At 38.5% G+C, this 21,408-nt stretch carries 20 protein-coding genes and 4 tRNA genes; 4 read left to right on the forward strand and 20 right to left on the reverse strand.

Features of this window, described 5'->3' with window-relative positions; all coding sequences use genetic code 11:
- Positions 1–18 precede the first annotated feature (18 nt).
- From pgi to J1G47_RS02660, 14 genes are all read right to left on the reverse strand, one after another.
- Positions 19–1,662: a glucose-6-phosphate isomerase gene (gene pgi / locus J1G47_RS02595; protein ID WP_160414848.1), complete on the reverse strand. Its 1,644-nt coding sequence runs from the start codon at positions 1,660–1,662 to the stop codon at positions 19–21.
- An 18-nt stretch (positions 1,663–1,680) separates the two neighbouring features.
- Positions 1,681–1,941 (reverse strand): ubiquinone biosynthesis accessory factor UbiK, encoded by a 261-nt coding sequence (ubiK, locus tag J1G47_RS02600; RefSeq protein WP_010786182.1) that lies wholly within the window; start codon positions 1,939–1,941, stop codon positions 1,681–1,683.
- 117 nt (positions 1,942–2,058) lie between these two features.
- Positions 2,059–2,133 (reverse strand) — tRNA-Gln (locus tag J1G47_RS02605).
- Positions 2,134–2,179: 46 nt separating this feature from the next.
- Positions 2,180–2,254, reverse strand: a tRNA-Gln gene (locus J1G47_RS02610).
- 24 nt (positions 2,255–2,278) lie between these two features.
- Positions 2,279–2,363 (reverse strand) — tRNA-Leu (locus J1G47_RS02615).
- A gap of 3 nt (positions 2,364–2,366) precedes the next feature.
- Positions 2,367–2,443: transfer RNA gene (locus J1G47_RS02620), tRNA-Met, on the reverse strand.
- Positions 2,444–2,625: 182 nt separating this feature from the next.
- Positions 2,626–3,444 (reverse strand): shikimate dehydrogenase, encoded by an 819-nt coding sequence (gene aroE, locus J1G47_RS02625; RefSeq protein WP_035489993.1) that lies wholly within the window; start codon positions 3,442–3,444, stop codon positions 2,626–2,628.
- A gap of 3 nt (positions 3,445–3,447) precedes the next feature.
- Entirely contained in the window at positions 3,448–4,002 is a 555-nt protein-coding gene (locus J1G47_RS02630) for a Sua5/YciO/YrdC/YwlC family protein (protein WP_010786180.1), read from the reverse strand.
- The gene (locus tag J1G47_RS02635; RefSeq protein ID WP_035523682.1) at positions 4,002–4,532 is read right to left on the reverse strand and encodes a DNA topoisomerase family protein; all 531 of its coding nucleotides are present in this window, start codon (positions 4,530–4,532) and stop codon (positions 4,002–4,004) included. The genes J1G47_RS02630 and J1G47_RS02635 overlap by 1 nt, the downstream gene beginning before the upstream one ends.
- Before the next feature lie 7 nt (positions 4,533–4,539).
- Positions 4,540–4,845 carry a N(4)-acetylcytidine aminohydrolase gene (gene yqfB, locus J1G47_RS02640; RefSeq protein ID WP_015939656.1) on the reverse strand — a complete coding sequence of 102 codons (306 nt, stop codon included), beginning with the start codon at positions 4,843–4,845 and terminating at the stop codon, positions 4,540–4,542.
- Complete coding sequence (gene recX / locus J1G47_RS02645) at positions 4,838–5,293, reverse strand: recombination regulator RecX (RefSeq protein ID WP_015939657.1); 456 nt, start codon at positions 5,291–5,293, stop codon at positions 4,838–4,840. The genes yqfB and recX overlap by 8 nt, the downstream gene beginning before the upstream one ends.
- Positions 5,294–5,345: 52 nt before the next feature.
- Entirely contained in the window at positions 5,346–6,464 is a 1,119-nt protein-coding gene (recA, locus tag J1G47_RS02650) for a recombinase RecA (protein WP_015939658.1), read from the reverse strand.
- A gap of 132 nt (positions 6,465–6,596) precedes the next feature.
- Entirely contained in the window at positions 6,597–7,202 is a 606-nt protein-coding gene (locus tag J1G47_RS02655; RefSeq protein WP_015939659.1) for an aminotransferase class IV family protein, read from the reverse strand.
- Positions 7,180–8,151 carry an aminodeoxychorismate synthase component I gene (locus J1G47_RS02660; protein ID WP_160404851.1) on the reverse strand — a complete coding sequence of 324 codons (972 nt, stop codon included), beginning with the start codon at positions 8,149–8,151 and terminating at the stop codon, positions 7,180–7,182. The genes J1G47_RS02655 and J1G47_RS02660 overlap by 23 nt, the downstream gene beginning before the upstream one ends.
- Positions 8,152–8,183: 32 nt before the next feature.
- On the opposite strand from J1G47_RS02660, the gene J1G47_RS02665 reads away from it, so the two are divergent.
- The 4 genes from J1G47_RS02665 to J1G47_RS02685 all read left to right on the forward strand — a co-directional run bounded on the left by J1G47_RS02665 (position 8,184) and on the right by J1G47_RS02685 (position 11,768).
- The gene (locus J1G47_RS02665; RefSeq protein ID WP_075592578.1) at positions 8,184–8,381 is read left to right on the forward strand and encodes a cation transporter; all 198 of its coding nucleotides are present in this window, start codon (positions 8,184–8,186) and stop codon (positions 8,379–8,381) included.
- A gap of 220 nt (positions 8,382–8,601) precedes the next feature.
- Positions 8,602–9,465 carry an SAM-dependent methyltransferase TehB gene (gene tehB, locus J1G47_RS02670; RefSeq protein ID WP_010786177.1) on the forward strand — a complete coding sequence of 288 codons (864 nt, stop codon included), beginning with the start codon at positions 8,602–8,604 and terminating at the stop codon, positions 9,463–9,465.
- Between the two features lie 275 nt (positions 9,466–9,740).
- Positions 9,741–10,712 (forward strand): tRNA dihydrouridine(20/20a) synthase DusA, encoded by a 972-nt coding sequence (gene dusA / locus J1G47_RS02675; RefSeq protein WP_160402965.1) that lies wholly within the window; start codon positions 9,741–9,743, stop codon positions 10,710–10,712.
- Positions 10,713–11,270: 558 nt separating this feature from the next.
- Complete coding sequence (locus J1G47_RS02685) at positions 11,271–11,768, forward strand: IS256 family transposase, variant Zn-binding type (RefSeq protein WP_457769183.1); 498 nt, start codon at positions 11,271–11,273, stop codon at positions 11,766–11,768.
- Positions 11,769–11,840: 72 nt separating this feature from the next.
- On the opposite strand, the gene rpoD is transcribed toward J1G47_RS02685, so the two are convergent.
- The 6 genes from rpoD to mpl all read right to left on the reverse strand — a co-directional run bounded on the left by rpoD (position 11,841) and on the right by mpl (position 21,408).
- Positions 11,841–13,706 (reverse strand): RNA polymerase sigma factor RpoD, encoded by a 1,866-nt coding sequence (gene rpoD, locus J1G47_RS02690; protein WP_005712186.1) that lies wholly within the window; start codon positions 13,704–13,706, stop codon positions 11,841–11,843.
- Between the two features lie 98 nt (positions 13,707–13,804).
- Positions 13,805–15,553: a DNA primase gene (gene dnaG, locus J1G47_RS02695; RefSeq protein ID WP_015939664.1), complete on the reverse strand. Its 1,749-nt coding sequence runs from the start codon at positions 15,551–15,553 to the stop codon at positions 13,805–13,807.
- A gap of 143 nt (positions 15,554–15,696) precedes the next feature.
- Positions 15,697–15,912, reverse strand: a complete 216-nt coding sequence (gene rpsU, locus J1G47_RS02700) for a 30S ribosomal protein S21 (protein ID WP_005712190.1) — start codon at positions 15,910–15,912, stop codon at positions 15,697–15,699.
- A gap of 558 nt (positions 15,913–16,470) precedes the next feature.
- On the reverse strand, positions 16,471–16,686 hold the full coding sequence (locus tag J1G47_RS02705) for a hypothetical protein (RefSeq protein WP_005712192.1): 216 nt from the start codon (positions 16,684–16,686) through the stop codon (positions 16,471–16,473).
- 92 nt (positions 16,687–16,778) lie between these two features.
- Entirely contained in the window at positions 16,779–19,688 is a 2,910-nt protein-coding gene (gene rne / locus J1G47_RS02710) for a ribonuclease E (RefSeq protein WP_010786173.1), read from the reverse strand.
- A 331-nt stretch (positions 19,689–20,019) separates the two neighbouring features.
- Positions 20,020–21,408 carry a UDP-N-acetylmuramate:L-alanyl-gamma-D-glutamyl-meso-diaminopimelate ligase gene (gene mpl / locus J1G47_RS02715; RefSeq protein WP_207326741.1) on the reverse strand — a complete coding sequence of 463 codons (1,389 nt, stop codon included), beginning with the start codon at positions 21,406–21,408 and terminating at the stop codon, positions 20,020–20,022.

Below are 21,408 nucleotides of genomic sequence, written 5' to 3' on the forward strand. Positions count from 1 at the left end.
AGCGGTCAGATTTTGCCATTATTGTTTCCATAATTTGAACTGATTAATCAAACCATTCGTTGAACTGTCGTGGCTAGTAATGGTTTCGTTATTTTCTAGCTCTGGCAAGATACGGTTAGCAAGTTGTTTACCTAACTCAACACCCCATTGATCAAAGCTATAAATATTGAAAATTACGCCTTGAACGAAGATTTTATGTTCATACATTGCAATCAACGCTCCTAAGGTGAATGGGGTGATTTTTTGGACTAGAATTGAGTTCGTTGGTTTGTTGCCCGTAAATACTTTAAATGGCACAATTTCTACAACTTCTTCTAAAGATGTACCCGCTTGTAAGAACTCTTGTTCCACTACTTCTTTTGACTTACCAAAAGCAAGTGCTTCAGTTTGTGCGAAGAAGTTTGAAAGCAATTTAGGGTGATGATCGCCAATCGGATTATGGGTTTGTGCAGGTGCAATAAAATCACAAGGGATCAATTTTGTACCTTGGTGAATTAATTGATAGAAGGCGTGCTGTCCATTTGTACCTGGTTCACCCCAAATGATAGGCCCTGTTTGGTAATTGACAAATTTTCCATCTCGCCCAACATATTTACCGTTAGATTCCATATTGCCTTGTTGGAAGTAAGCCGCAAAACGGTGCAGATATTGATCATAAGGTAAAATTGCTTCTGATTCTGCACCTAAGAAGTTATTGTTCCAAATACCGATAAGGGCGAGTGTCAATGGGATATTTTGCTCTGTTGGAGCATTAAGGAAATGTTTATCCATTGCGTGAGCACCATCAAGTAGTTGCTCAAAGTGTTCAAAACCGATAGAAAGAGCAATAGATAACCCAATCGCAGACCAGAGTGAGTAGCGTCCACCAACCCAATCCCAAAATTCAAACATATTTTCTGTATCAATACCAAATTTAGCGACCTCTTTGGCATTCGTTGAAAGAGCTACGAAATGTTTCGCCACAGCAGATTCGTCTTTTGCAGTATCTAATAACCATTGACGTGCTGAAAGAGCATTCGTCATTGTTTCTTGAGTAGTAAAGGTTTTTGATGCCACAAGGAAAAGGGTTGTTTCTGGATTGATTTTCGCTAAGGTCTCAGCAATATGCGTGCCATCGACATTAGAAACAAAGTGCATTGTTAAGTGATTTTTGTATGGACGTAATGCTTCAGTGACCATATATGGGCCTAAGTCTGAACCGCCAATCCCAATGTTTACCACATCAGTAATCGCCTTGCCTGTGTAGCCTTTCGACACCCCTGAAATAACACGCTCACAGAAGCCTTTCATCTTCGCTAAAACTGCATTCACTTCTAGCATCACATTTTTGCCATCTACTTCAACAGGGGTATTTGAGCGGTTGCGTAAGGCTGTATGAAGCACCGCACGATTTTCCGTACGGTTAATTTTTTCGCCATTAAACATTGCGTAAGTGGCTGATTTAACTTGGCATTCATCGGCTAATTGACGCAATAGTGCAAGGGTGTGCTGGTTGATCGCATTTTTAGAAAAATCAACGAGAATTTGATCTTCAAAACGTAAGGAATATTTATCAAAACGTTTTGGATCTTCATTAAATAGTTGTGGAATCGTCAAATTCTCAGCTTTGTGCTGTTCAAGGGCATTCCAAGCGAAAGTTTGGGTTGGATTGATGTTTTGCATTGAATTATCCTCTAAAATTTAATTTTGTGATTCAGTTGATGATGTTGAGCTTAGTTCATCTAAGCGTTTTTCTAATTCATTCAATTTTTCACGGGTACGAAGTAAAACTTGAGATTGAACTTCAAACTCTTCACGAGTGACCACATCAAGTTTAGCAAGCTGGGCTTGTAAGATTTGTTTAAATTTTTCTTCTAAATCATTGCCTACATTTTTTAAACCTTGTGGTAATGCGTTGTGAAGTTGCTGTGCGATAGACTCTAAATTTTTTGGATTAAGCATAATGTTCCCCTTGTAAATTAGGGCATTAATTCTAAAGAATTTCAGTAAAGATAAAAAGCAAAGAATAGAGAGAATTTGAAAAATCAGAGAATTATTTGATCTAGAGAAATAAGAAGATGGCTGGGGTACTAGGATTCGAACCTAGGAATGCTGGGATCAAAACCCAGTGCCTTACCGCTTGGCGATACCCCAAAAGAAAAAAACTAACTTGCGTTAGTTCATTCGATTTGAAATAAGATGGCTGGAGTACTAGGATTCGAACCTAGGAATGCTGGGATCAAAACCCAGTGCCTTACCGCTTGGCGATACTCCAGTCGTTTTATTTGCAAGCTTAAAATGGTGCGGGACGAGGGACTTGAACCCACACACCTCTCGGCGCCAGAACCTAAATCTGGTGCGTCTACCAATTTCGCCAGTCCCGCAAATGGTGGCTACAACGAGATTCGAACTTGTGACCCCAACATTATGAGTGTTGTGCTCTAACCAGCTGAGCTATGTAGCCATTTGCGTCACCATATCGGCTTTGCGGGGCGTATTATGCTGATTTCACTCTACCTCGTCAAATACTTTTTTGAAAAAAGTAAATTTTTCTGCTTGTTTGACTAGAGATTCGGCAAATTGTCAGAAAAAACAACAATAATCTCTATAAAAGACTGATTTTATAATAAGTTAACGATTGCCGTTTTAAAATTCCATTTCTTGTTTTATCTGTTTTAATATAGGTTCAACATCTGGTAATACATCTTCCCACAACTGAAACGTATAAGCTGCTTGTCCAACTAACATTCCTAAACCATCTTGGTATTGTGTTGCCCCTTGTGAACGGGCGTATTCAAGAAATGGGCTCTGCATATTTGGAGCATATTGCATATCATAAATGTTGGCTTGTGTAAGTAATCGTGCTGGCAATTCGACGCACTTGCCTTGCAATCCAAGCGATGTCGCATTGATAATTAAATCGAACGACTGTTCGGGAAGTTCATCGAAACAAGCGGATTGAATTTGCCCAAACTTTGCAAACTTTTTAGCTAAACTGGCCGCTTTATCTGCCGTTCGATTGTAAATGGTGATCTGCTGTTGAGCTTGTAATAAGGGATAAAGCACACCTTTGGTTGCTCCCCCAGCCCCTAAAATCAGTATCCGTTGATGTGGTTTAAGCCAACCTAAACGGGCAAGATCGGACACTAATCCAACACCATCAGTATTATCCGCATATAAACGCCCATCATCTAACCGCTTGAGCGTATTACAGGCTTCGGCTTGTAAGCAACTTTCGCTATAAAGATCCGCAAGGGCAAAGGCTCTCTCTTTAAAAGGGGCTGTGATATTTGCACCTTTCGCACCTTCTGCAAAAAATTGTTTGAGTTGCTGTTCAAACTGTTGTTCATCGCCTAATTTCGCTACATAAGAGATCGCTTTGCCCGTTTGTTGCCCGAAAAGTGTATGTATTCTTGGGGATTTGCTTTGTGCAATCGGATTTCCCCACACTGCGTACTGGTTCATTGTCTATCCTTGTCGAAAAATATGTTGGCTAAAAATGTCACGGATTTCAGACGGATTTGATTTTCCGCCTGTGGCTTGATCTAATACTGGGAACGAGTTGCCAAATTGCTGTCGCACTTCGTCGGCAGTTCGGCAAGGTGGGAGCGTCGTTAAATTTGCACTGGTAGAAGTGAGTGCAAAACCTGTCGCTGTACAAAGTTCAACAACCGCTGGCACTTGGCATAATCGCACGGCAATGGTTTCAAACTGCCCTTTCAAATAACGTGGAACCGTTGCTTTGGCTGGCATTATCCAAGTAATCGCCTGCTCGCCAAGCGTTTCAAAACGTTGCCATTCCACCTCTGTCAAATGTGTATCATCAATGTAGGGCAGAAGCAGTTCTTTATGGTGAGCAATTAAAATCAACCCCTTGTCTTCTGGACGATTTTTTAATTGAAGCAGGGATCTCACCGCTTGTTCACTTTGCGGATTGCAACCTAATCCAAAAACGGCTTCAGTAGGATAGGCAATCACTTGATTTTGTTTAAGTTTTTCAATAAGTTGATTAAAAGAATACATTATTCGCTTTCACTAAATAGATGCTGACATTTTCTGTTTGCACAGAGAAAATAGGTTTTCCCACGCACTTTTTTTATGGTGGCGAGTTCACCCAAACATTGTGGGCATTGTTGTTTTACAGGCTTGGTAGGTAAGGTAAATTTACACTCAGGAAAACCTGAACAGCCATAAAATATTTTACCTGAACGCCCTGTGCGTGCCACTAATTTATGTTTTTGACATTCTGGGCAGTCAAATTCTTCTTCGATTTCAGTTTCTTCGTGTACCGTAAAATGGCAGTCAGGATACTGGCTACAACCGATAAACATACCAAAATGCCCTTGTTTTAATTGCAATGGCGATTGACATTCAGGGCATTGTTCATCAAGGGTTTTGATGATATGACTTGCTTGGTGGATAGGTTTGAGATAATCGCATTGCGGATAGCTACTACACCCTAAAAAAAGTCCCTGCTTTCCCCGTTTTAGTTGTAATGGGGAATGGCATTGCGGACATAATTCTGTCTGTTTCGTGGACTTAAAAAGGCTCATTTTTAAACTATATTAACTCAAATTCAATCACAAAAAAGTCGTTATCGTTCGGGTAAATCTCTTTGATCACTTGTTTTAGTTCGGCAAGTGTCATATTTTCCTGTTTAGCATGTGTTTCATTAAGCCGTTCAAACTGAATAGGGGTAACAGACAGCACACGAATACGGGCAAACAAGCGGTCTGTTTCATTTGTAAAAACACTCAACTCTTGACCCGCTTGAAAATAGCTTTCTGACTTATCTCGAATGGTAATGGTCTTTTTACCACTGACAATATCTGCTTCAAAACGGCTAAAAAAAGTAATTTTATTCATCATAGTCACCATAATCCAGATCCAATAAATGCCTAAAATGATCGTTATAAAAACCGTGGCTAACCATATATCGCCACATTTTTTGCTTCGCTTTTATATCCCAATGTGATGGTCTTTTTTTCTCAAAAAGACGTTCGGCAAGTTCAAAAAAATCAACTTCCGCTTCATCAATGGCTTGGCTAATCACCCACTCTTTTACCCCTTTGAGCTGTAACTCTTGTTTTAGACGGCGTGGTCCATAGCCTTGTTGTGAACGATAGCGGACGTAACTTATCGCAAAGCGTTCATCACTTTGCCATTTATTCGCTTTTGCTTGTTCAATGGCTTGCTCAATTTCTTGTGCATTATATTCTTTAAGTTGTAATTTGCGGCGAATTTCAGCTTCGCTATATTCTCGTTTAGAAAGTAGATAAAGCAAATAGCTATTCGCAGAATATTTATGTGTCATTTATTTACCGCAGTAAAATAAAAATGCGGTTTTCACAAACCGCATTTCGCTATTATAGTTCTTCTTCGTTAAACTCTTCGACATCGCTCTCGTCGATACTGTCGCTTGCCGTTACTTTTAATAGGCTATTTGGGTTTGAAGCCAGTGTATTTCGGATTTCTTGTTCGAGTTTATCTGCAATTTCAGGGTTCTCTTTTAACCATTTCACTGCATTATTTTTACCTTGTCCAATTTTCGTTCCATCATAAGAGAACCACGCCCCTGATTTCTTAATAAAGCCGTTTGCTTCAGCTAAAATCAGTAGTTCGTTCATACGAGAAATTCCTTCGCCGTACATAATATCAAATTGTACTTCACGGAATGGCGGTGCAACTTTGTTTTTCACCACTTTTACTTTGGTTTCACTACCAATAATTTCATCGCCATCTTTGACTACACCGCAACGACGAATATCTAAACGAACAGAGGCATAGAATTTCAATGCATTACCGCCTGTTGTCGTTTCTGGATTACCAAACATTACGCCAATTTTCATACGGATTTGGTTAATAAAGACCACTAAACAGTTGGTATTTTTGATATTTGCAGTGAGTTTACGCAACGCTTGTGACATTAAACGTGCTTGTAAGCCCATATGCGAGTCGCCCATATCCCCTTCAATTTCAGCTTTTGGCGTAAGTGCAGCGACAGAGTCCACAATAATAACATCAACTGCCCCTGAACGAACTAACGCATCACAGATTTCAAGAGCTTGTTCACCATTATCTGGTTGAGAAATCAATAAATCATCTGTATTTACCCCTAAATTGCGAGCATAGACAGGATCTAAAGCGTGTTCAGCGTCAATAAAAGCACAGGTTTTATTGCCTTTTTGAGCTTGAGCAATTAAAGAAAGTGTTAATGTTGTCTTACCTGACGATTCTGGCCCATAGATTTCAACAATACGCCCCATTGGCAAGCCACCAATACCTAAAGCAAGGTCTAGCCCTAGTGAGCCTGTTGAAACAGACTCAATATCTAATTGCTCAGTCTGCCCTAATTTCATAATAGAGCCTTTACCAAATTGTTTTTCAATTTGAGCTAGTGCCGCTTCTAAGGCTTGTTGTTTCTGTTCTGGTGGAACTTGTTTAATGACGGTATTGTTTTTTGAAGATTTTTTATTCTCAGCCATAATGCTTTCCTTTGTTCATTGTTTGGATAGGGCAAATGCATTGCCATAAAACTGTAAATTATTATACTGTTTAACCATACAGTTGCAACTGTTTTTTTCAGTTTTTCGATCTATATCACAAAATTTACAACTTTATCGAAAAATCCTATCGCTTGTAATCGGCACTGCCCTTTGAAGATCAAAAGGATTTAAGGCATTAATCACCATTATTTGTTCATAATCAAAAAGTGCTTCTACAGGTATATCAATTAAGCTAATTTTTTGTTCGTCTAATAAATAACTTAGTTGTGTACCTTTTAATAAATAATGATTTGGGCTATACCATTTTCCTTGTTTTAAAAAAAGTAAATTACCAATAGAGCAATCACTAATAAAGCCATTATTAACAAGAATAATTTCATCACCAGCGGTTTGTTTTAATTTATCTAATTCAACTCGGTCAGTATATTTGAATTGATAATCAAAATTTTCTACATAAACGCATTGAAAGGTTTTTATTGCTTTAGGTATATAATGGAAAAACTGAACTTGATATTCTTTTGTGTTATAATCAATACGACAACGTACTAATCCTTTTTGATATGCTTCAGGCACTTTAATAATATCTAACAGTTCAAAACTATTTTCGTGCTTAAAATAATATATAAATGCATTATTCATTCGTTGTTGATGATAAAAAATATTTTGTATCTTACCATCAATAATTGCTACCGTTTCAAAGAGTGGATATTGGCACATAAACTTTCTCTAAAATTTCATTATATTCTCCATCTAGCTGACTTAATGCAGTAATTCCGCCACCGCTACGAAAATAATATGTATCCCCTTGTTTTTCAATATAGCGAATAGCCACCGCACTCTCTACATTTTCACCATCAAAATAACCGAAAATCCCCGTATAATAACCACGTTCTTGTTGTTCTGCTTGTTGAATAATTTCAACGGTTTTCACTTTAGGCGCACCGCTAATTGAGCCTGCTGGCAAGAGTTTATCCAACATTGTGCCAATATTTTCTTGCCAATTTTCATCAAGTTCCCCACAAATTTCAGAACTCGTCTGATAAATCGCCCCACGATGTGTTTCCACTTTTTCAACATAGCGATATTTCGTGACCTGAATATATTTTGATACTAAAGCTAAATCATTCCGAATTAAATCAACAATGGTATTATGTTCGGTAAACTCTTTTTCTGAATTTAATAATTTATTTATCGCATCTTCTTCATTTGCATTTATTGTTCCTTTCATAGGATAAGAATAGATTTTATTCGCTTTAATACGAATGAAACACTCAGGGGAAAAACAGACAAATCTTTCATCTAATAACAATTTGTATTTAGCTTTACTTTGCTGAAAAATTTGTGCTAAATGATAATTTGTTTTAATTTCAGTTTGCTGAGTTAAGTTTAAAAGATAACTATTCCCAATTTGGATCTGTTGTTGAACAAAATCAAAGGCTTTTTTATATTGTGGATAATCAGGTGGAATAATCTCTAACTCAAAATTTCCATTTATTTTTAATGGTTGAATGAACTTTTGTTGTCCATTAAAATCAAAATAAAGCCCTTTATCTTCAATTTCAGATAAAGGATAAATTAATGGTTTCTGTTTTTCAAAATCAATTAAAAAGAAAAAAGGCAAACGCATTTTCCCATATTGATTGGCTATTTGAATAAATTGTTGCATTTTGATATTTCTATTATTCGGAGTTAAAACCTATGTCCCATTCACATTCTTATATGGAGACGCACGCCCAACAAAATAAGACTATCCTATTGATTAATTTAGCTATTATAACGACTTTTATGGTTGTTGAAGCAATCTCTGGCTATTTCTTTAATAGCCTTGCCTTACTTGCTGATGCCAGGCATATGGCAAGCGATAGTTTATCGCTCTTATTGTCACTTTTTGCATAACCTTGCAAAACGTTTTCACGAAATGGATATTCACGCTACATTGCAAAATGATTTAGCCGTTTATTTTGAACAGCACGGAAAAACAGAGAGCACCCACCATCATTAACTATTTGATATTAATCAAATAGTTAATAAAGACCGACTAAAATAGTCGGTTTTTTGTTGCCTTTAGTTTAAAAAAGCATAACATTTTCAACATAGTGCAACTTTGGAGAAAAATATGGACAACTTAATTTGCTATAAACAGATGCCAGTTTGGGATAAGGAAAGCCTACCACAGATGTTTCAAGAGAAACATAATACTAAAGTAGGAACTTGGGCGAAATTAACAATCTTAAAGGGATCATTGAAATACTATGAATTAACTGAGGAAGGTGAAATCGTCAGAGAAATGATTTTCGACGAACAAAACCAGCCACCTTTTGTGGAGCCACAAATTTGGCATAAAGTTGAGCCATTAAGTGAAGATCTGGCGTGTCAGCTCGCTTTTTATTGCTCGCCGGAAGATTATTTCGCTAAAAAATATAATCTCACTGCAACACATTCTGAAGTATTAAATGCGATAAATTATCTTTCGACAGGCAAAGTGTTAGACCTTGGCTGTGGAAGAGGGCGAAATGCACTTTATCTTAACTTAAAAGGGTTTGATGTAACCGCAGTTGATCAGAATGAAGAAAGTATCCATTTCCTCAATTCAATCATCGAAAAAGAAGATGCACAACATATCCAAACGGGTATTTACGACATTAACCAAGCCAATATACAAGGCGAATTTGATTTTATTGTTTCCACTGTCGTAATGATGTTCCTAAATCGTCATTGTATCCCTGCAATTATCGAAAATATGCAAAAAAATACCAAAGTCGGGGGATATAATCTTATTGTCTGTGCAATGAACACGCAGGATTTCCCTTGTCCAATGCCTTTTTCATTTACATTCCAAGAAGATGAACTGAAACAGTATTATCAAGGCTGGGAACTTGTTAAATACAATGAAGATTTGGGGCATTTACATAAAACCGATGAACACGGCAATCGTATTCAGCTACGTTTTGTGACAATGTTGGCGAAGAAGTTGGGGTAGATCGCCTAGTTCTAATCTTCAACTCAATTTTATGGCATAATGGAAACTTTATAAGAATCTATTGTTATCAATGACAATAGATTTAGACCATTGACAAACTATATATTAGATGGATTGAATATTGTAGGGTGGGTTTTAACCCACCAATAAAATCAATATGTTACGGCTATATGGTGGGTCAAGACCCACCCTACAAGCTACTTTGTAAATAATCTGAATCTATTGTTATCAATAACAATAGATTCTTCGTTTTATACATTATTTGGATTTTATCAATGCAAGAACCTTACTATCGCAGGCGTTTTTCCGTTGCACCAATGCTCGATTGGACAACTCGCCACTGTCGCTATTTTCACCGTCAATTTACTCAACATAGCTTACTTTATAGTGAGATGATTACCGCACCCGCAATTTTGCACGCGAAATATGATCTGCTTGCTTACGATCCCACAGAAAACCCTGTGGCGTTGCAATTAGGGGGAAGTGATCCTGAACAGTTAGCGAAATGTGCAAAATTAGTGGAAGAACGGGGCTATGCGGAAATCAATCTGAATGTCGGTTGCCCATCAGATCGTGTTCAAAATGGTATGTTTGGTGCCTGTTTAATGGGAAAAGCGGATTTAGTCGCTCGCTGTGTAGAAGCGATGAAAAACGAAGTGAGTATTCCTGTTACCGTTAAACATCGTATTGGCATTGACGATCTAGATAGCTATGAATTTCTATGCGATTTTATTGAGAAAATTCAGCCTTACTGTAACGATTTTATTGTTCACGCGCGTAAAGCGTGGCTGTCAGGTTTAAGCCCGAAAGAAAATCGTGAAATCCCACCGCTTGATTATGAACGAGTTTATCAACTCAAGCGGGATTTTCCACATCTTAAAATGAGCATTAACGGCGGGATTAAAACGATTGAAGAGATCAAACATCACTTGCAATTTGTTGATGGCGTGATGGTTGGGCGTGAAGCCTATCAAAATCCGTCTTTGCTTGGTTATATTGATCGAGAACTGTTTGACCCAAACGCCGATATTGTTACACCAAAACAAGCCGTTGAAAGAATGCTACCTTATATTGAACAGCAACTTTCACAAGGCGTTTATCTCAATCATATTGTCCGCCATATTCTTGGAGCATTCCAAAACTGTAAAGGGGCAAGACAGTGGCGTAGGCATTTAAGTGAAAATGTGTGCAAACAAGGGGCGGGTGTAGAAGTGGTTGAACAAGCATTATCTTTTTTGCCTTACTAGTTGCAAAATCTATTAAATACTTAACGACTCAGGTGCTTATGGTTTATTGCAGGTGTAATAGACAAATTTGTTGCTAAAAAGTGGCTTAAAGCCTTATAGTACAAGGATTTAAGCCCTCTTTTTGAAATATGAACAAAAAACTGCCCATTTTGCCAAAGTCAGAAAATAAAGAAACATGGAATAAAAAATAATACTCAACGTTATTTTTGTAATGAATGTCATAAAACCTTTATCTTAAAATCTAAATTAGATCCAATTAAAATTTGGACTGATTACACATCCGGAAAACAAACCTATCAACAACTTGCCGTTAAATATCATTGTTCAGTCAGAACGATTCAAAGATATATTGATAAAGCCCCTAAAACACCTTTAAAACCGCCTTTAAATCGATACCTAAACATCATTATGGATACAACGTTTTTCTGTCGTTATTTTGGCGTATTAGTGCCAATGGGTTCTAATTCAAATAATGTGATTTCTCATTATTTTGTGTGAACCGAAAAAGATATTTACTACAAACTTGCTCTAAATAGGTTAAGAGAAAAAGGCTATATAATTCAATTGATTACCTGTGATGGTAGACGTGGTTTGATGAAAGATTTATTTAATACACTAGTACAGATGTGTCAATTTCATATGGTGGCAATTGTGATGCGGAAATTAAGAAAAAAACATCAATCACAAGCGGGTAAAGAATTAAAAATAATTGCAAAAACACTCACAAAAAGCTCAAAAAATGAATTTTATCGGCGATTACACTCTTGGTTCATAAAACACCAAGCATTTTTAAAAGAAAGGAGTGATAAAGCGAATGAAAAAGGCTATTTTCCTTATAAACATCGCAATATAAGAAGTGCTTGTGCCAGTTTAAAGCGTTATATGGATTTTATTTTTATCTATGAAAAACATTCTGAATTAAATATAGAAAAGACGACAAATAGCTTAGAGGGATTATTTAGTGAACTTAAACGAAAATTAAATAATCATAATGGATTAACGAAAAAGCGTAAGATTATGTTTATACAGGATTTTTTAAATAAAAAGAGTTGCTAACATTTAAAGAAAATAAACATTAGCAACCATTTTGTCTACTATGCCCCTTTATCTACTATACTGGATTAACCATTAATCATCTAAGAAACTGCGTAGAGTTTCGGAACGGCTAGGGTGGCGGAGCTTGCGTAACGCTTTTGCTTCAATTTGACGAATACGCTCACGAGTTACATCAAATTGTTTACCCACTTCTTCAAGGGTGTGATCGGTATTCATATCAATACCAAAACGCATACGCAATACTTTTGCTTCACGAGGTGTTAATCCCTCCTCTAATACAGCATTCGTTGCAATTCGCAAACTTTCTGCTGTTGCAGAATCAAGAGGCAACTCAAGAGAGCTATCTTCGATGAAATCCCCTAAATGTGAATCATCGTCATCCCCCACTGGTGTTTCCATTGAGATTGGCTCTTTAGCAATTTTGAGGACTTTACGAATTTTATCCTCTGGCATTCCCATTTTTTCTGCTAACTCTTCAGGTGTTGCTTCACGTCCCATCTCTTGTAAGCATTGGCGAGAAATACGATTTAATTTGTTGATCGTTTCAATCATATGCACAGGAATACGAATAGTACGAGCCTGATCTGCAATTGAGCGAGTAATCGCTTGGCGAATCCACCAAGTCGCATAAGTTGAGAATTTATAACCACGGCGATATTCAAATTTATCTACTGCTTTCATTAAGCCGATGTTACCTTCCTGAATTAAATCAAGGAATTGTAAACCACGGTTGGTATATTTTTTAGCAATAGAGATAACAAGACGTAAGTTGGCTTCTACCATCTCTTTCTTCGCTTTGCGTGCTTTTAATTCGCCATCTGCAATGCGTCCGCCAATTTCACGGATTTGCGTAATGGTTAAACCTGTTGTTTCCTCAAGTTTCTGCAAGTTTGCGATATTTACACGAATATTATCTACATAGTTGGCTAATTTTGGCACACCACCCTTTTTAGCATTGATCGCTTTATCAATCCACGCCTCAGATAATTCATTACCTTGGAATACTTTGATGAAATCCGTCTTTTTCATGCCTGCATATTCTACAGCATAGCGTTGAATTTGACGTTCTTCTGCTCGCACTTGCTTCATCATTTTTTGCATCGTTTCCACTAACAAATCAAATTGTTTTGGCACTAAGCGAAATTCACGGAAAATATCGGAAAGTGCTTGAATTTGATCTCTTGAACGCTTGCTAGTACGTCCATGTTTTTGGATTGCTTGTAAGGCTTTTTGATGTTGCTCTTTTAATAGCGTAAATTTCTCACGAGCAAGTTCTGGATCAATGCTATTATCATCACCACCATCGCCTGATGATTCACCATCTTCACTTTCATCATCAATATCTGCAACGGTATCACTTTCGCTTTCTTCATCTAGATCGGCATCGAGGTCATCTACAGGGGTACTTTCTACCGCATTCGGATCAACGAAAGCGGTTACAAGATCGGATAAACGTACAGTGCCTTCTTCGACTTGATCATAACGAGCAATTAATTCACTTAAGGCCTCAGGGTATTCTGCAATGACACACTGAACTTCGTTAATTCCTTCTTCAATGCGTTTTGCAATATCAATTTCACCTTCACGTGTAAGCAACTCAACCGTTCCCATTTCACGCATATACATACGAACAGGATCGGTAGTTCGACCAATTTCAGATTCTACCGTAGAAAGTACTTTAGTCGCCTCTTCCACTACGTCTTCATCGGCAATATTGCCTGCAAGCATCAAATCATCGGCATCAGGGGCAGTTTCCAGCACCTTAATCCCCATATCGTTAATCATTTGAATAATGTCTTCAATCTGATCTGCATCGACAAGTTCTTCTGGTAAGTGGTCGTGAACTTCTGAAATCGTTAAGTATCCTTGCTCACGCCCTTGAGCGATAAGAAGTTCTAACTGAGATTGTTGTTCTTCTAATTGAGAGTATTGTTCCATAGCTTTATCCGTTCTTAAGAGCAAAAATAAGTAGTGGATTATACCACTGCTTGAGGTGCGATAAATAGTTTTGCAAAAAATTATAAGTATTTGACCGCTTACCGCCCAGTCAATAACATCATTAATTCCTGTTTTTCCTGCTGATTTAAACCTGTTGTACGATCTTTTGCCATTAAAATTTCAATTTGTCGATCAAGCAGTTTCTTATAGAAAAAATCAAGCGTATCAATAAAAGTGTTTTCGACATTTTCAGAAGATACCAAGTGATCCCAATTTGCCAGCAGTTCCAAGTGGCGATAGTTTGGACTCTCTCGCAAATGTTCCAATACACCGCCCATCGAAATACCCAGATTAGCGTGACAAATATTGACTAATTCCAGAAAAAGATCGAAACCTTTTTCCTGCAAACTCTGTAAAAATGTCACATCTTCAGGCACATTTTGAACCAAATGAGGATTTTGAAGTAGTAACGCAATCAGTAACCGCATCGGTGTCCTTTCAATATGTGGCATATTGTGGCGTTTAGGTGCAGTTTCAACACTTTTCTGAGGCAACATCACCTCTAATTGTGTTGGATCAAGAATACCTAGTTTTTGCCCCAATATATTTCGTAAATACAAACGTAGCATTTCACCTGGGATACGCTTGATCAAAGGCAATGCTAATGAAGCGAGCTTAGATTTTCCCTCTTTAGTAGAAAGATCGACCTGCGTAAGCAAAGAATCAAATAAAAATTCACTCAATGTCAATGCTTGTTCCAAATAGCGTTCAAAACCCTCTTTACCCTGAGAGCGAATAAAGGTATCAGGATCTTCCCCATCGGGTAAGAAAATAAATTTCAGTTGTCTGCCATCGTGTAAATAAGGCAACGCATTTTCTAATGCTCGCCACGCAGCATCTCGCCCTGCACGGTCGCCGTCGTAGCAACAGATCACTTGCTCTGTTGATCTGAACATTAACTGAATTTGTTCACCTGTTGTCGCCGTTCCCAAAGAGGCAACAGCATTATTCACCCCAAATTGAGCTAAAGCCACTACGTCCATATAGCCCTCAACGACAAATAAAAAGTCAGGGTTTTCATTATGTTGTAAGGCTTGATACAAACCATAAAGCTCATTGCCTTTATGATAAGTGGCAGATTCAGGGGAATTAAGATATTTGGGTTTTTCGTCGCCTAATACACGCCCACCAAAAGCAATCACTCGACCACGCTTATCTCGAATTGGAAACATCACACGATTACGGAAACGATCATACACATTGCCACGATCATTTTTAGAGAGCATACCCGTATCAAGCAACTTTTGAACTTCTTCAGGATTATTTCCAAAGCGACGAAGCACTGCGTCCATCGCATTCGGAGAAAAACCGATTTCAAAGCGATCAATAATCTCTTGAGATAAACCTCGTTGCTGCAAATAGGCTTGACTAGCACTATCTTGCGTTAATTGCTGTTGATAGAACTTAGCGACCAAATCTAACAATTCATAAAGATTACGCCGAGTTTTATAACTGGCTTGTGGTTTGCCATCTCTATTGATCACATTTTCACGAGGCACTTCTAACCCGTGCAATGCAGCAAGTTCCTCAATTGCTTCAGGAAACTCTAACTTGTCATATTCCATTAAAAAGCTAATCACATTACCGTGTACACCACAACCAAAACAGTGATAAAACTGTTTAGATTGGCTCACTGTAAAAGAGGGACTTTTTTCGTGATGAAAAGGACAACAGGCTTGGTAATCTCGCCCTGCTTTTTTGAGTTTAACACGACTATTGATCAGCTCGACAATATCGGTTCGAGCAACAAGATCATCAATAAATGAACGAGGAATAGAGCCTTTCATTGATTATCTCCTTGCTAGCAAGTGGGTAGTTTCGCAAACTTTTTTACAATGCTCACCGCTTGTAATGGACGGTATAAACATTGAAACCGTGATTCCTTAAAGGTTTCACGGTTCCAATTTAACTTCTGTTACCTAATTTAAAATTAGTATAAACGAGTGTTACGCGCGTTCTCACGGAAGTTACGTTTAGCGTGACGTTTTGCTAAAGACGCTTTTTCACGTTTACGAATTGTAGTTGGTTTTTCATAGAACTCACGAGCACGAACTTCAGCTAAAAGACCTGCTTTTTCGCAAGAGCGTTTAAAACGACGTAATGCTACGTCAAATGATTCATTTTCACGAACTTTAATTACTGGCATAAGCCATCACCTCAGGAAATATATGTTTAAATGAAGCCGCACAAATTGGTGGCGGCATAGAACTAAAAAAGGTGAGGCATTTTAGCTTAGACTAACTAATAAGTAAAGAGCACCTTGTCAAAATAATCTACAAACATACAGCTTTTCCAAAATAACTTTACTTTGGTATTCACTGAACAATAATCTTGGAACCATTAGAAAATACGATGCTTCTTGCCTCATAAATTGCATTTAATGCAATATTATTTCTAAAACTATCCTGTATATTCTGAGGCAAAGTATCCAATGAAATAGAAAAGCATTTTCCTATATATTTACAATCTTACTCCATCACCAACTGGTAACTTGGTTTTAGAAAACATGTATAAAAACGAAGTATCTATAAATTCTTAAAAATACTTCAATACTTTTATTCTTGTAAAGAAAAAATACCGATTTTCTAATAATCTCAAAAACTGGTATTTACATAAATTACTCCTCAATATCTAAATATCAATCTTATTGAATTTTGTTTATAGAGAAGTATATTTCATTTCAATTATACGAAATGGACAAATATTATTTAGTATCTATGACTGGTGTTGCTTCTTCAGTCTGAGAAGACACTGCGTCCTTTATCCCATCCACTTTAGTTTCAACTAATTGTTTAGTTTCTTCTACTTTAGTTTCTGTTGTTTGTTTTACCTCAGCAACTTTCTCTTTTGCTTGATCACAAGCGGTTAAAGAAAGTGTTGCTGCACCTAAAACTAAAGCGGCTAATAAAGATTTTTTCATAAAAATAATTCCTATAAATTAAGGTTTAAATTGCCACATTTAGAGTAAATACTTAGGAATTAGTTCCCTAAGCATTTACAAGTGATTAAAGATCAACCTTTTATTTTTGCACCCCTAGGTGCAGAATAAACGTGGCTCACTGCACTACTATGTCCGCCAAAGCCTTTTCCGTAGAAATAGTATTTTGAGTTCTGCCACTCTTTTGCTTGAATTAAGGCAATTTCTTCCGCTGGTGCTGCTGCAACCGTCATTTCTACTTGCGTATGTGCAACACGAGAGAATGTGCCTAGTTTCCCTTCAAACTGATATTGACTTTGATAAACCTTAATCGGTTTTGGAATCGGAGCTGCAACTTTCTGCTCAGATTCGACCGCTTGAGGCCCTAGTTCTTCCAATTTAATATGGCGACGTTCGTGATTTTCTTTAACTAAATCTCGGTTAGTCGGTTGAGAAACCACAAGTCCGAATGGTTTAGCCGATAAAGCCACTGCTTTCGGATCAACTTCTGCGGATTCTGCTTCAACTTTCGTACGACGTTTGTGGTTGTCTTTGACTAAATCACGATCTGAACTTTGAGTTACGAAATAACCAAATGGTACCGCTGAATCTTGATGAGCCTGAGTGTTAGCTTCCTCTTTTGCGGGTTCAGCTACTTCTCTTGCTACAGATTGAACTGGCTGTTCTTGCTGTTGTAACATCTCATCAACAGATAAGAAACGAGGTTTCTCTTCCGCAACAGCTTTTGGCATTTCGCTAAATTTAATCCAAACCTTACCGCTTGCAAGTTCAGGCGAAGCGACAGCCGAAGTTAATGGCATTACTGCTTTTACTTCCTCACGACGCTCACGACGACGCTGATTGCCTACGCGTAAATGGCGAGGTAAACGGCGTTGGCGAGGCTCACGTTGCTCTGTACGCTCTTCTACTACAGGCTCTGCCACAAATGAATCAGCCGCATTCTCTTCTGCTGGTGGTAAAGAAGCGGTAATTTCCGCTGAATGTTCTGCAGTTTCAATTCGCACTTTCTTACGTAAGTCACGACGCTGGCGACGCTCAGCCACTTTCGCTTCACGCTGTTGCGGAACTGAAACACCTACCACTTCTTCTACAATTTCACGACGTTTCTTAGGCTCTACTGGAACGACTTCAGCTTCTTTCGTTGCTTCAACGACCGTGTTTTTACGCTCTTGGCGTTCGTTGCGGTTTGGTTTTTCACGGCGTTGCTGACGACGTTCACGCTGGTTACGAGCCTTACCTTTACCTTGCTTCTTCTCAGGTTCTTTCTCTTCGCTTGCAAACATTGCTTTGATTTTCGCAATAATTCGACTGATTAACGAAGGTTTTGCTGGCTCAACTGGTGTTGGTGCAGGCTGTAAATTTAACTCTGAACTTTGTAATACTGATTCAACGGTAATCACTGGCTTATTACGGCTAACCAACGCTTCTTCCGAATGGTGATGATGAATGTGATTTTCTTCATCTTGTTCTTGGTAGCGTTTCACTAAATCGTAACTTAAGGTTGGAACGATCTCATTCTCACGCAGGCGATATACGCTAAAGTGTGGGGTTTCCATACTTTCGGTTGGTACAACAATCACTTGGACATCGTGGCGTTTTTCAATGTCGCTAATCGCCTTACGTTTTTCATTTAATAAGTACGAAGCAATTTCCACAGGCACAATAGCGTGAACCTGTACTGAGTTTTCTTTAATCGCTTCTTCTTCTAATAAACGTAAAATGGAGAGTGCAATCGACTCGTTATCACGAATTTTTCCTGTACCTTGACAGCGAGGGCAAACGTGTGATGACGCTTCACTTAATGATGGACTTAAACGCTGACGGCTCATTTCAAGTAATCCGAAACGAGAAATGCGTCCAAACTGGATTCTTGCACGATCTTGGCGTGTCGCTTCACGGATACGATTTTCCACTTCACGTTGATGACGAACTGGAGTCATATCAATAAAGTCGATCACGATTAAACCGCCCAAGTCACGCAAACGTAACTGACGAGCAATTTCGTCTGCCGCTTCTAAGTTGGTATTTAATGCTGTTTCTTCAATGTCTCCACCACGGGTCGCACGAGATGAGTTGATGTCGATAGCTGTCAATGCTTCGGTTACATCAATCACAATAGAACCGCCTGACGGTAAACGCACTTCACGTTGGAATGCTGATTCGATTTGGGATTCGATTTGATAGTGACTGAACAACGGTACTTCACCTTCATACAGGCGAACACGGTTGATAAAATCAGGACGCACAAGGCGGATATGATTTTTTGCTTTCTCAAATACCTTACGATTATCGATCAAAATCTCACCAATATCACGACGAAGATAATCACGGATTGCACGCACAATCACATCACTTTCTTGATGAATTAAGAACGGTGCAGGGCGAGATTCTGCCGCTTTTTTGATTGCTTCCCAGTGATGTAATAAAACTTTTAAGTCCCATTGTAGCTCTTCAGGGGATTTACCCACCCCAGCAGTACGCACAATTAAACCCACATCTTCAGGTACATCTAAGCAATCTAACGCTTCTTTCAGATCTAAACGCTCGTCCCCTTCAATACGACGAGAAATACCGCCAGCACGAGGGTTATTTGGCATTAAAACAAGATAGCTACCAGCCAAAGAGATAAAGGTCGTTAAAGCCGCCCCTTTATTACCACGTTCTTCCTTGCTGACTTGAACAATAACTTCCGCCCCTTCTTGAATAATATCTTTTATGTTTGGGCGACCTTGGAATACATAACCTTGAGGGAAGTATTCACGAGAAATCTCTTTTAACGGAAGGAAACCGTGACGCTCTGCACCGTAATCAACGAATGCTGCTTCAAGACTAGGTTCAACACGGGTAATTTTACCTTTGTAGATATTTGCTTTCTTTTGTTCGTGTCCCGGACTTTCAATATCCAAGTCGAACAGTCGTTGCCCATCAACAAGGGCAACACGCAACTCTTCTTTTTGAGTTGCATTGATTAACATTCTTTTCATTGTGTTTTCTCATTTTATTTTTGTTAGTGCTATTCATAGGGTTTGGGTTTGTATTTTTGCTAATCTGTCAATCTCCCGACTGTCTAAGGACAAACTGACGTGAACCCTATGATCTAAGGTGATCTGTTTTATGTCTTACACTCAAAATCTGACCGCATAATCAATCACGATATTTGCATTTTTAACCGTTGCAAGCGGTACTTTTGTCTGATTTTCTACAATTTTATTCAGTAAAATTCAATAGACAGAAAAAGCGAGTCATTATGGCATTTTAAGAGAAAAATAGAAAGGCAAAAGTAAATAACGTACCATAAATAACATTGAATGTATTTTATACAATGTTTGCGGCTGCTAACGAAAAAGGTAGTCTCTCTAATAACTTCTGATGAATCTGACCAAATGCCCCATTACTCATCACTAAAATATGATCCGTTGGTTTAGCTTCCTTGACAATCAATTCCACTAATTCATCTAGGCTTGCCGACCATTGTGCCGGCTGGCTTAGTGCATCTGTAATCGTGCTGACTTGCCACGGAATGGTATCGGGTTGATAAACAAAGACGGCATCAGCGTCTTTCAACGATGGGCCAATTTCCTCTTTGTGAACGCCCATTTTCATTGTGTTTGAACGAGGCTCTAATACCGCTAAAATGCGTTGTTCTTTACCTACTTTGCCACGAAGTGCGTCGATGGTTGCTAAAATAGCGGTTGGGTGGTGGGCAAAATCATCATAAACGGTAATGCCATTCACTTCCCCTTTGACTTCTAAACGGCGGTTGGCATTGATAAAGCTGTTTAAACCTAAACAGGCTTGCTCAACGCTTACCCCCGCGTGATGTGCTGCGGCAATCGCCATTAAGCCATTGTGCATATTGTGAGCGCCGAGCAAGTTCCATTCCACTTCCCCTGCTTTTTGCTGTTTATGGTAAATCGCAAAATGGGAGTAATCCGAACTTAACGGCTCGGCGTACCAATCTTGATCTTGCCCGATAAATTGCTGCTCGCTATAACAGCCCATTTTTAAGGTGTTTTGGACATTTTCATCTGATGTTGCAGACAAAATGCAGCCATTTTGTGGCATTGTGCGGATAAGATGATGGAACTGGCGTTGAATTGCTTTTAAATCATCAAAAATATCTGCGTGGTCAAAATCAATGTTGTTGATAATTAAGGTTTTTGGATTGTAATGTACGAATTTAGAACGTTTGTCAAAAAAGGCTGAATCATATTCGTCCGCTTCAATCACAAAGAAATCGCTTGAGCCTGCACGAGCTGAAATACCAAAGTTGCCTGCAACACCGCCGATTAAGAAACCTGTATCAATGCCAGCTTGATCTAAAATCCAGCTTAACATTCCCGTTGTGGTGGTTTTGCCGTGCGTGCCTGACACAGCAAGCACCCAACGATCTTTGAGTAAATGATCTCTTAGCCATTGTGACCCTGAAGTGTATGGCAAGCGGTGATTTAAGATATGTTCTACGCAAGAATTACCACGGCTAATCGCATTGCCGATAATAATCATATCGGGAACAGGATCGAGCTGTGCAATATCGTAATGGGGGATAATTTCAATGCCACTTTTTTCCAAAAAGGTACTCATTGGTGGATAAACATTGGTATCTGACCCTGTGACTCTATAACCTAACTCCCTTGCAATAATCGCCACGCCACCCATAAAGGTTCCGCAGATCCCTAAAATATGAATATGTTGCTGTTTCAT

Source organism: Glaesserella parasuis (genome assembly GCF_017352235.1).
GTDB classification, from domain to species: Bacteria; Pseudomonadota; Gammaproteobacteria; order Enterobacterales; family Pasteurellaceae; genus Glaesserella; species Glaesserella parasuis.

Coding starts and splice junctions, on each gene's coding strand:
- rpsU (WP_005712190.1), bottom strand. CDS start 15,912: ATGCCAGTAATTAAAGTTCGTGAAAATGAATCATTTGACGTAGCATTA.
- tehB (WP_010786177.1), top strand. CDS start 8,602: ATGGACAACTTAATTTGCTATAAACAGATGCCAGTTTGGGATAAGGAA.
- aroE (WP_035489993.1), bottom strand. CDS start 3,444: ATGAACCAGTACGCAGTGTGGGGAAATCCGATTGCACAAAGCAAATCC.
- J1G47_RS02635 (WP_035523682.1), bottom strand. CDS start 4,532: ATGAGCCTTTTTAAGTCCACGAAACAGACAGAATTATGTCCGCAATGC.
- rpoD (WP_005712186.1), bottom strand. CDS start 13,706: ATGGAACAATACTCTCAATTAGAAGAACAACAATCTCAGTTAGAACTT.
- recA (WP_015939658.1), bottom strand. CDS start 6,464: ATGGCTGAGAATAAAAAATCTTCAAAAAACAATACCGTCATTAAACAA.
- J1G47_RS02665 (WP_075592578.1), top strand. CDS start 8,184: ATGTCCCATTCACATTCTTATATGGAGACGCACGCCCAACAAAATAAG.
- dusA (WP_160402965.1), top strand. CDS start 9,741: ATGCAAGAACCTTACTATCGCAGGCGTTTTTCCGTTGCACCAATGCTC.
- dnaG (WP_015939664.1), bottom strand. CDS start 15,553: ATGAAAGGCTCTATTCCTCGTTCATTTATTGATGATCTTGTTGCTCGA.
- J1G47_RS02660 (WP_160404851.1), bottom strand. CDS start 8,151: ATGCAACAATTTATTCAAATAGCCAATCAATATGGGAAAATGCGTTTG.
- yqfB (WP_015939656.1), bottom strand. CDS start 4,845: ATGAATAAAATTACTTTTTTTAGCCGTTTTGAAGCAGATATTGTCAGT.
- ubiK (WP_010786182.1), bottom strand. CDS start 1,941: ATGCTTAATCCAAAAAATTTAGAGTCTATCGCACAGCAACTTCACAAC.
- J1G47_RS02630 (WP_010786180.1), bottom strand. CDS start 4,002: ATGTATTCTTTTAATCAACTTATTGAAAAACTTAAACAAAATCAAGTG.
- J1G47_RS02705 (WP_005712192.1), bottom strand. CDS start 16,686: ATGAAAAAATCTTTATTAGCCGCTTTAGTTTTAGGTGCAGCAACACTT.
- J1G47_RS02655 (WP_015939659.1), bottom strand. CDS start 7,202: ATGTGCCAATATCCACTCTTTGAAACGGTAGCAATTATTGATGGTAAG.
- recX (WP_015939657.1), bottom strand. CDS start 5,293: ATGACACATAAATATTCTGCGAATAGCTATTTGCTTTATCTACTTTCT.
- pgi (WP_160414848.1), bottom strand. CDS start 1,662: ATGCAAAACATCAATCCAACCCAAACTTTCGCTTGGAATGCCCTTGAA.
- mpl (WP_207326741.1), bottom strand. CDS start 21,408: ATGAAACAGCAACATATTCATATTTTAGGGATCTGCGGAACCTTTATG.
- rne (WP_010786173.1), bottom strand. CDS start 19,688: ATGAAAAGAATGTTAATCAATGCAACTCAAAAAGAAGAGTTGCGTGTT.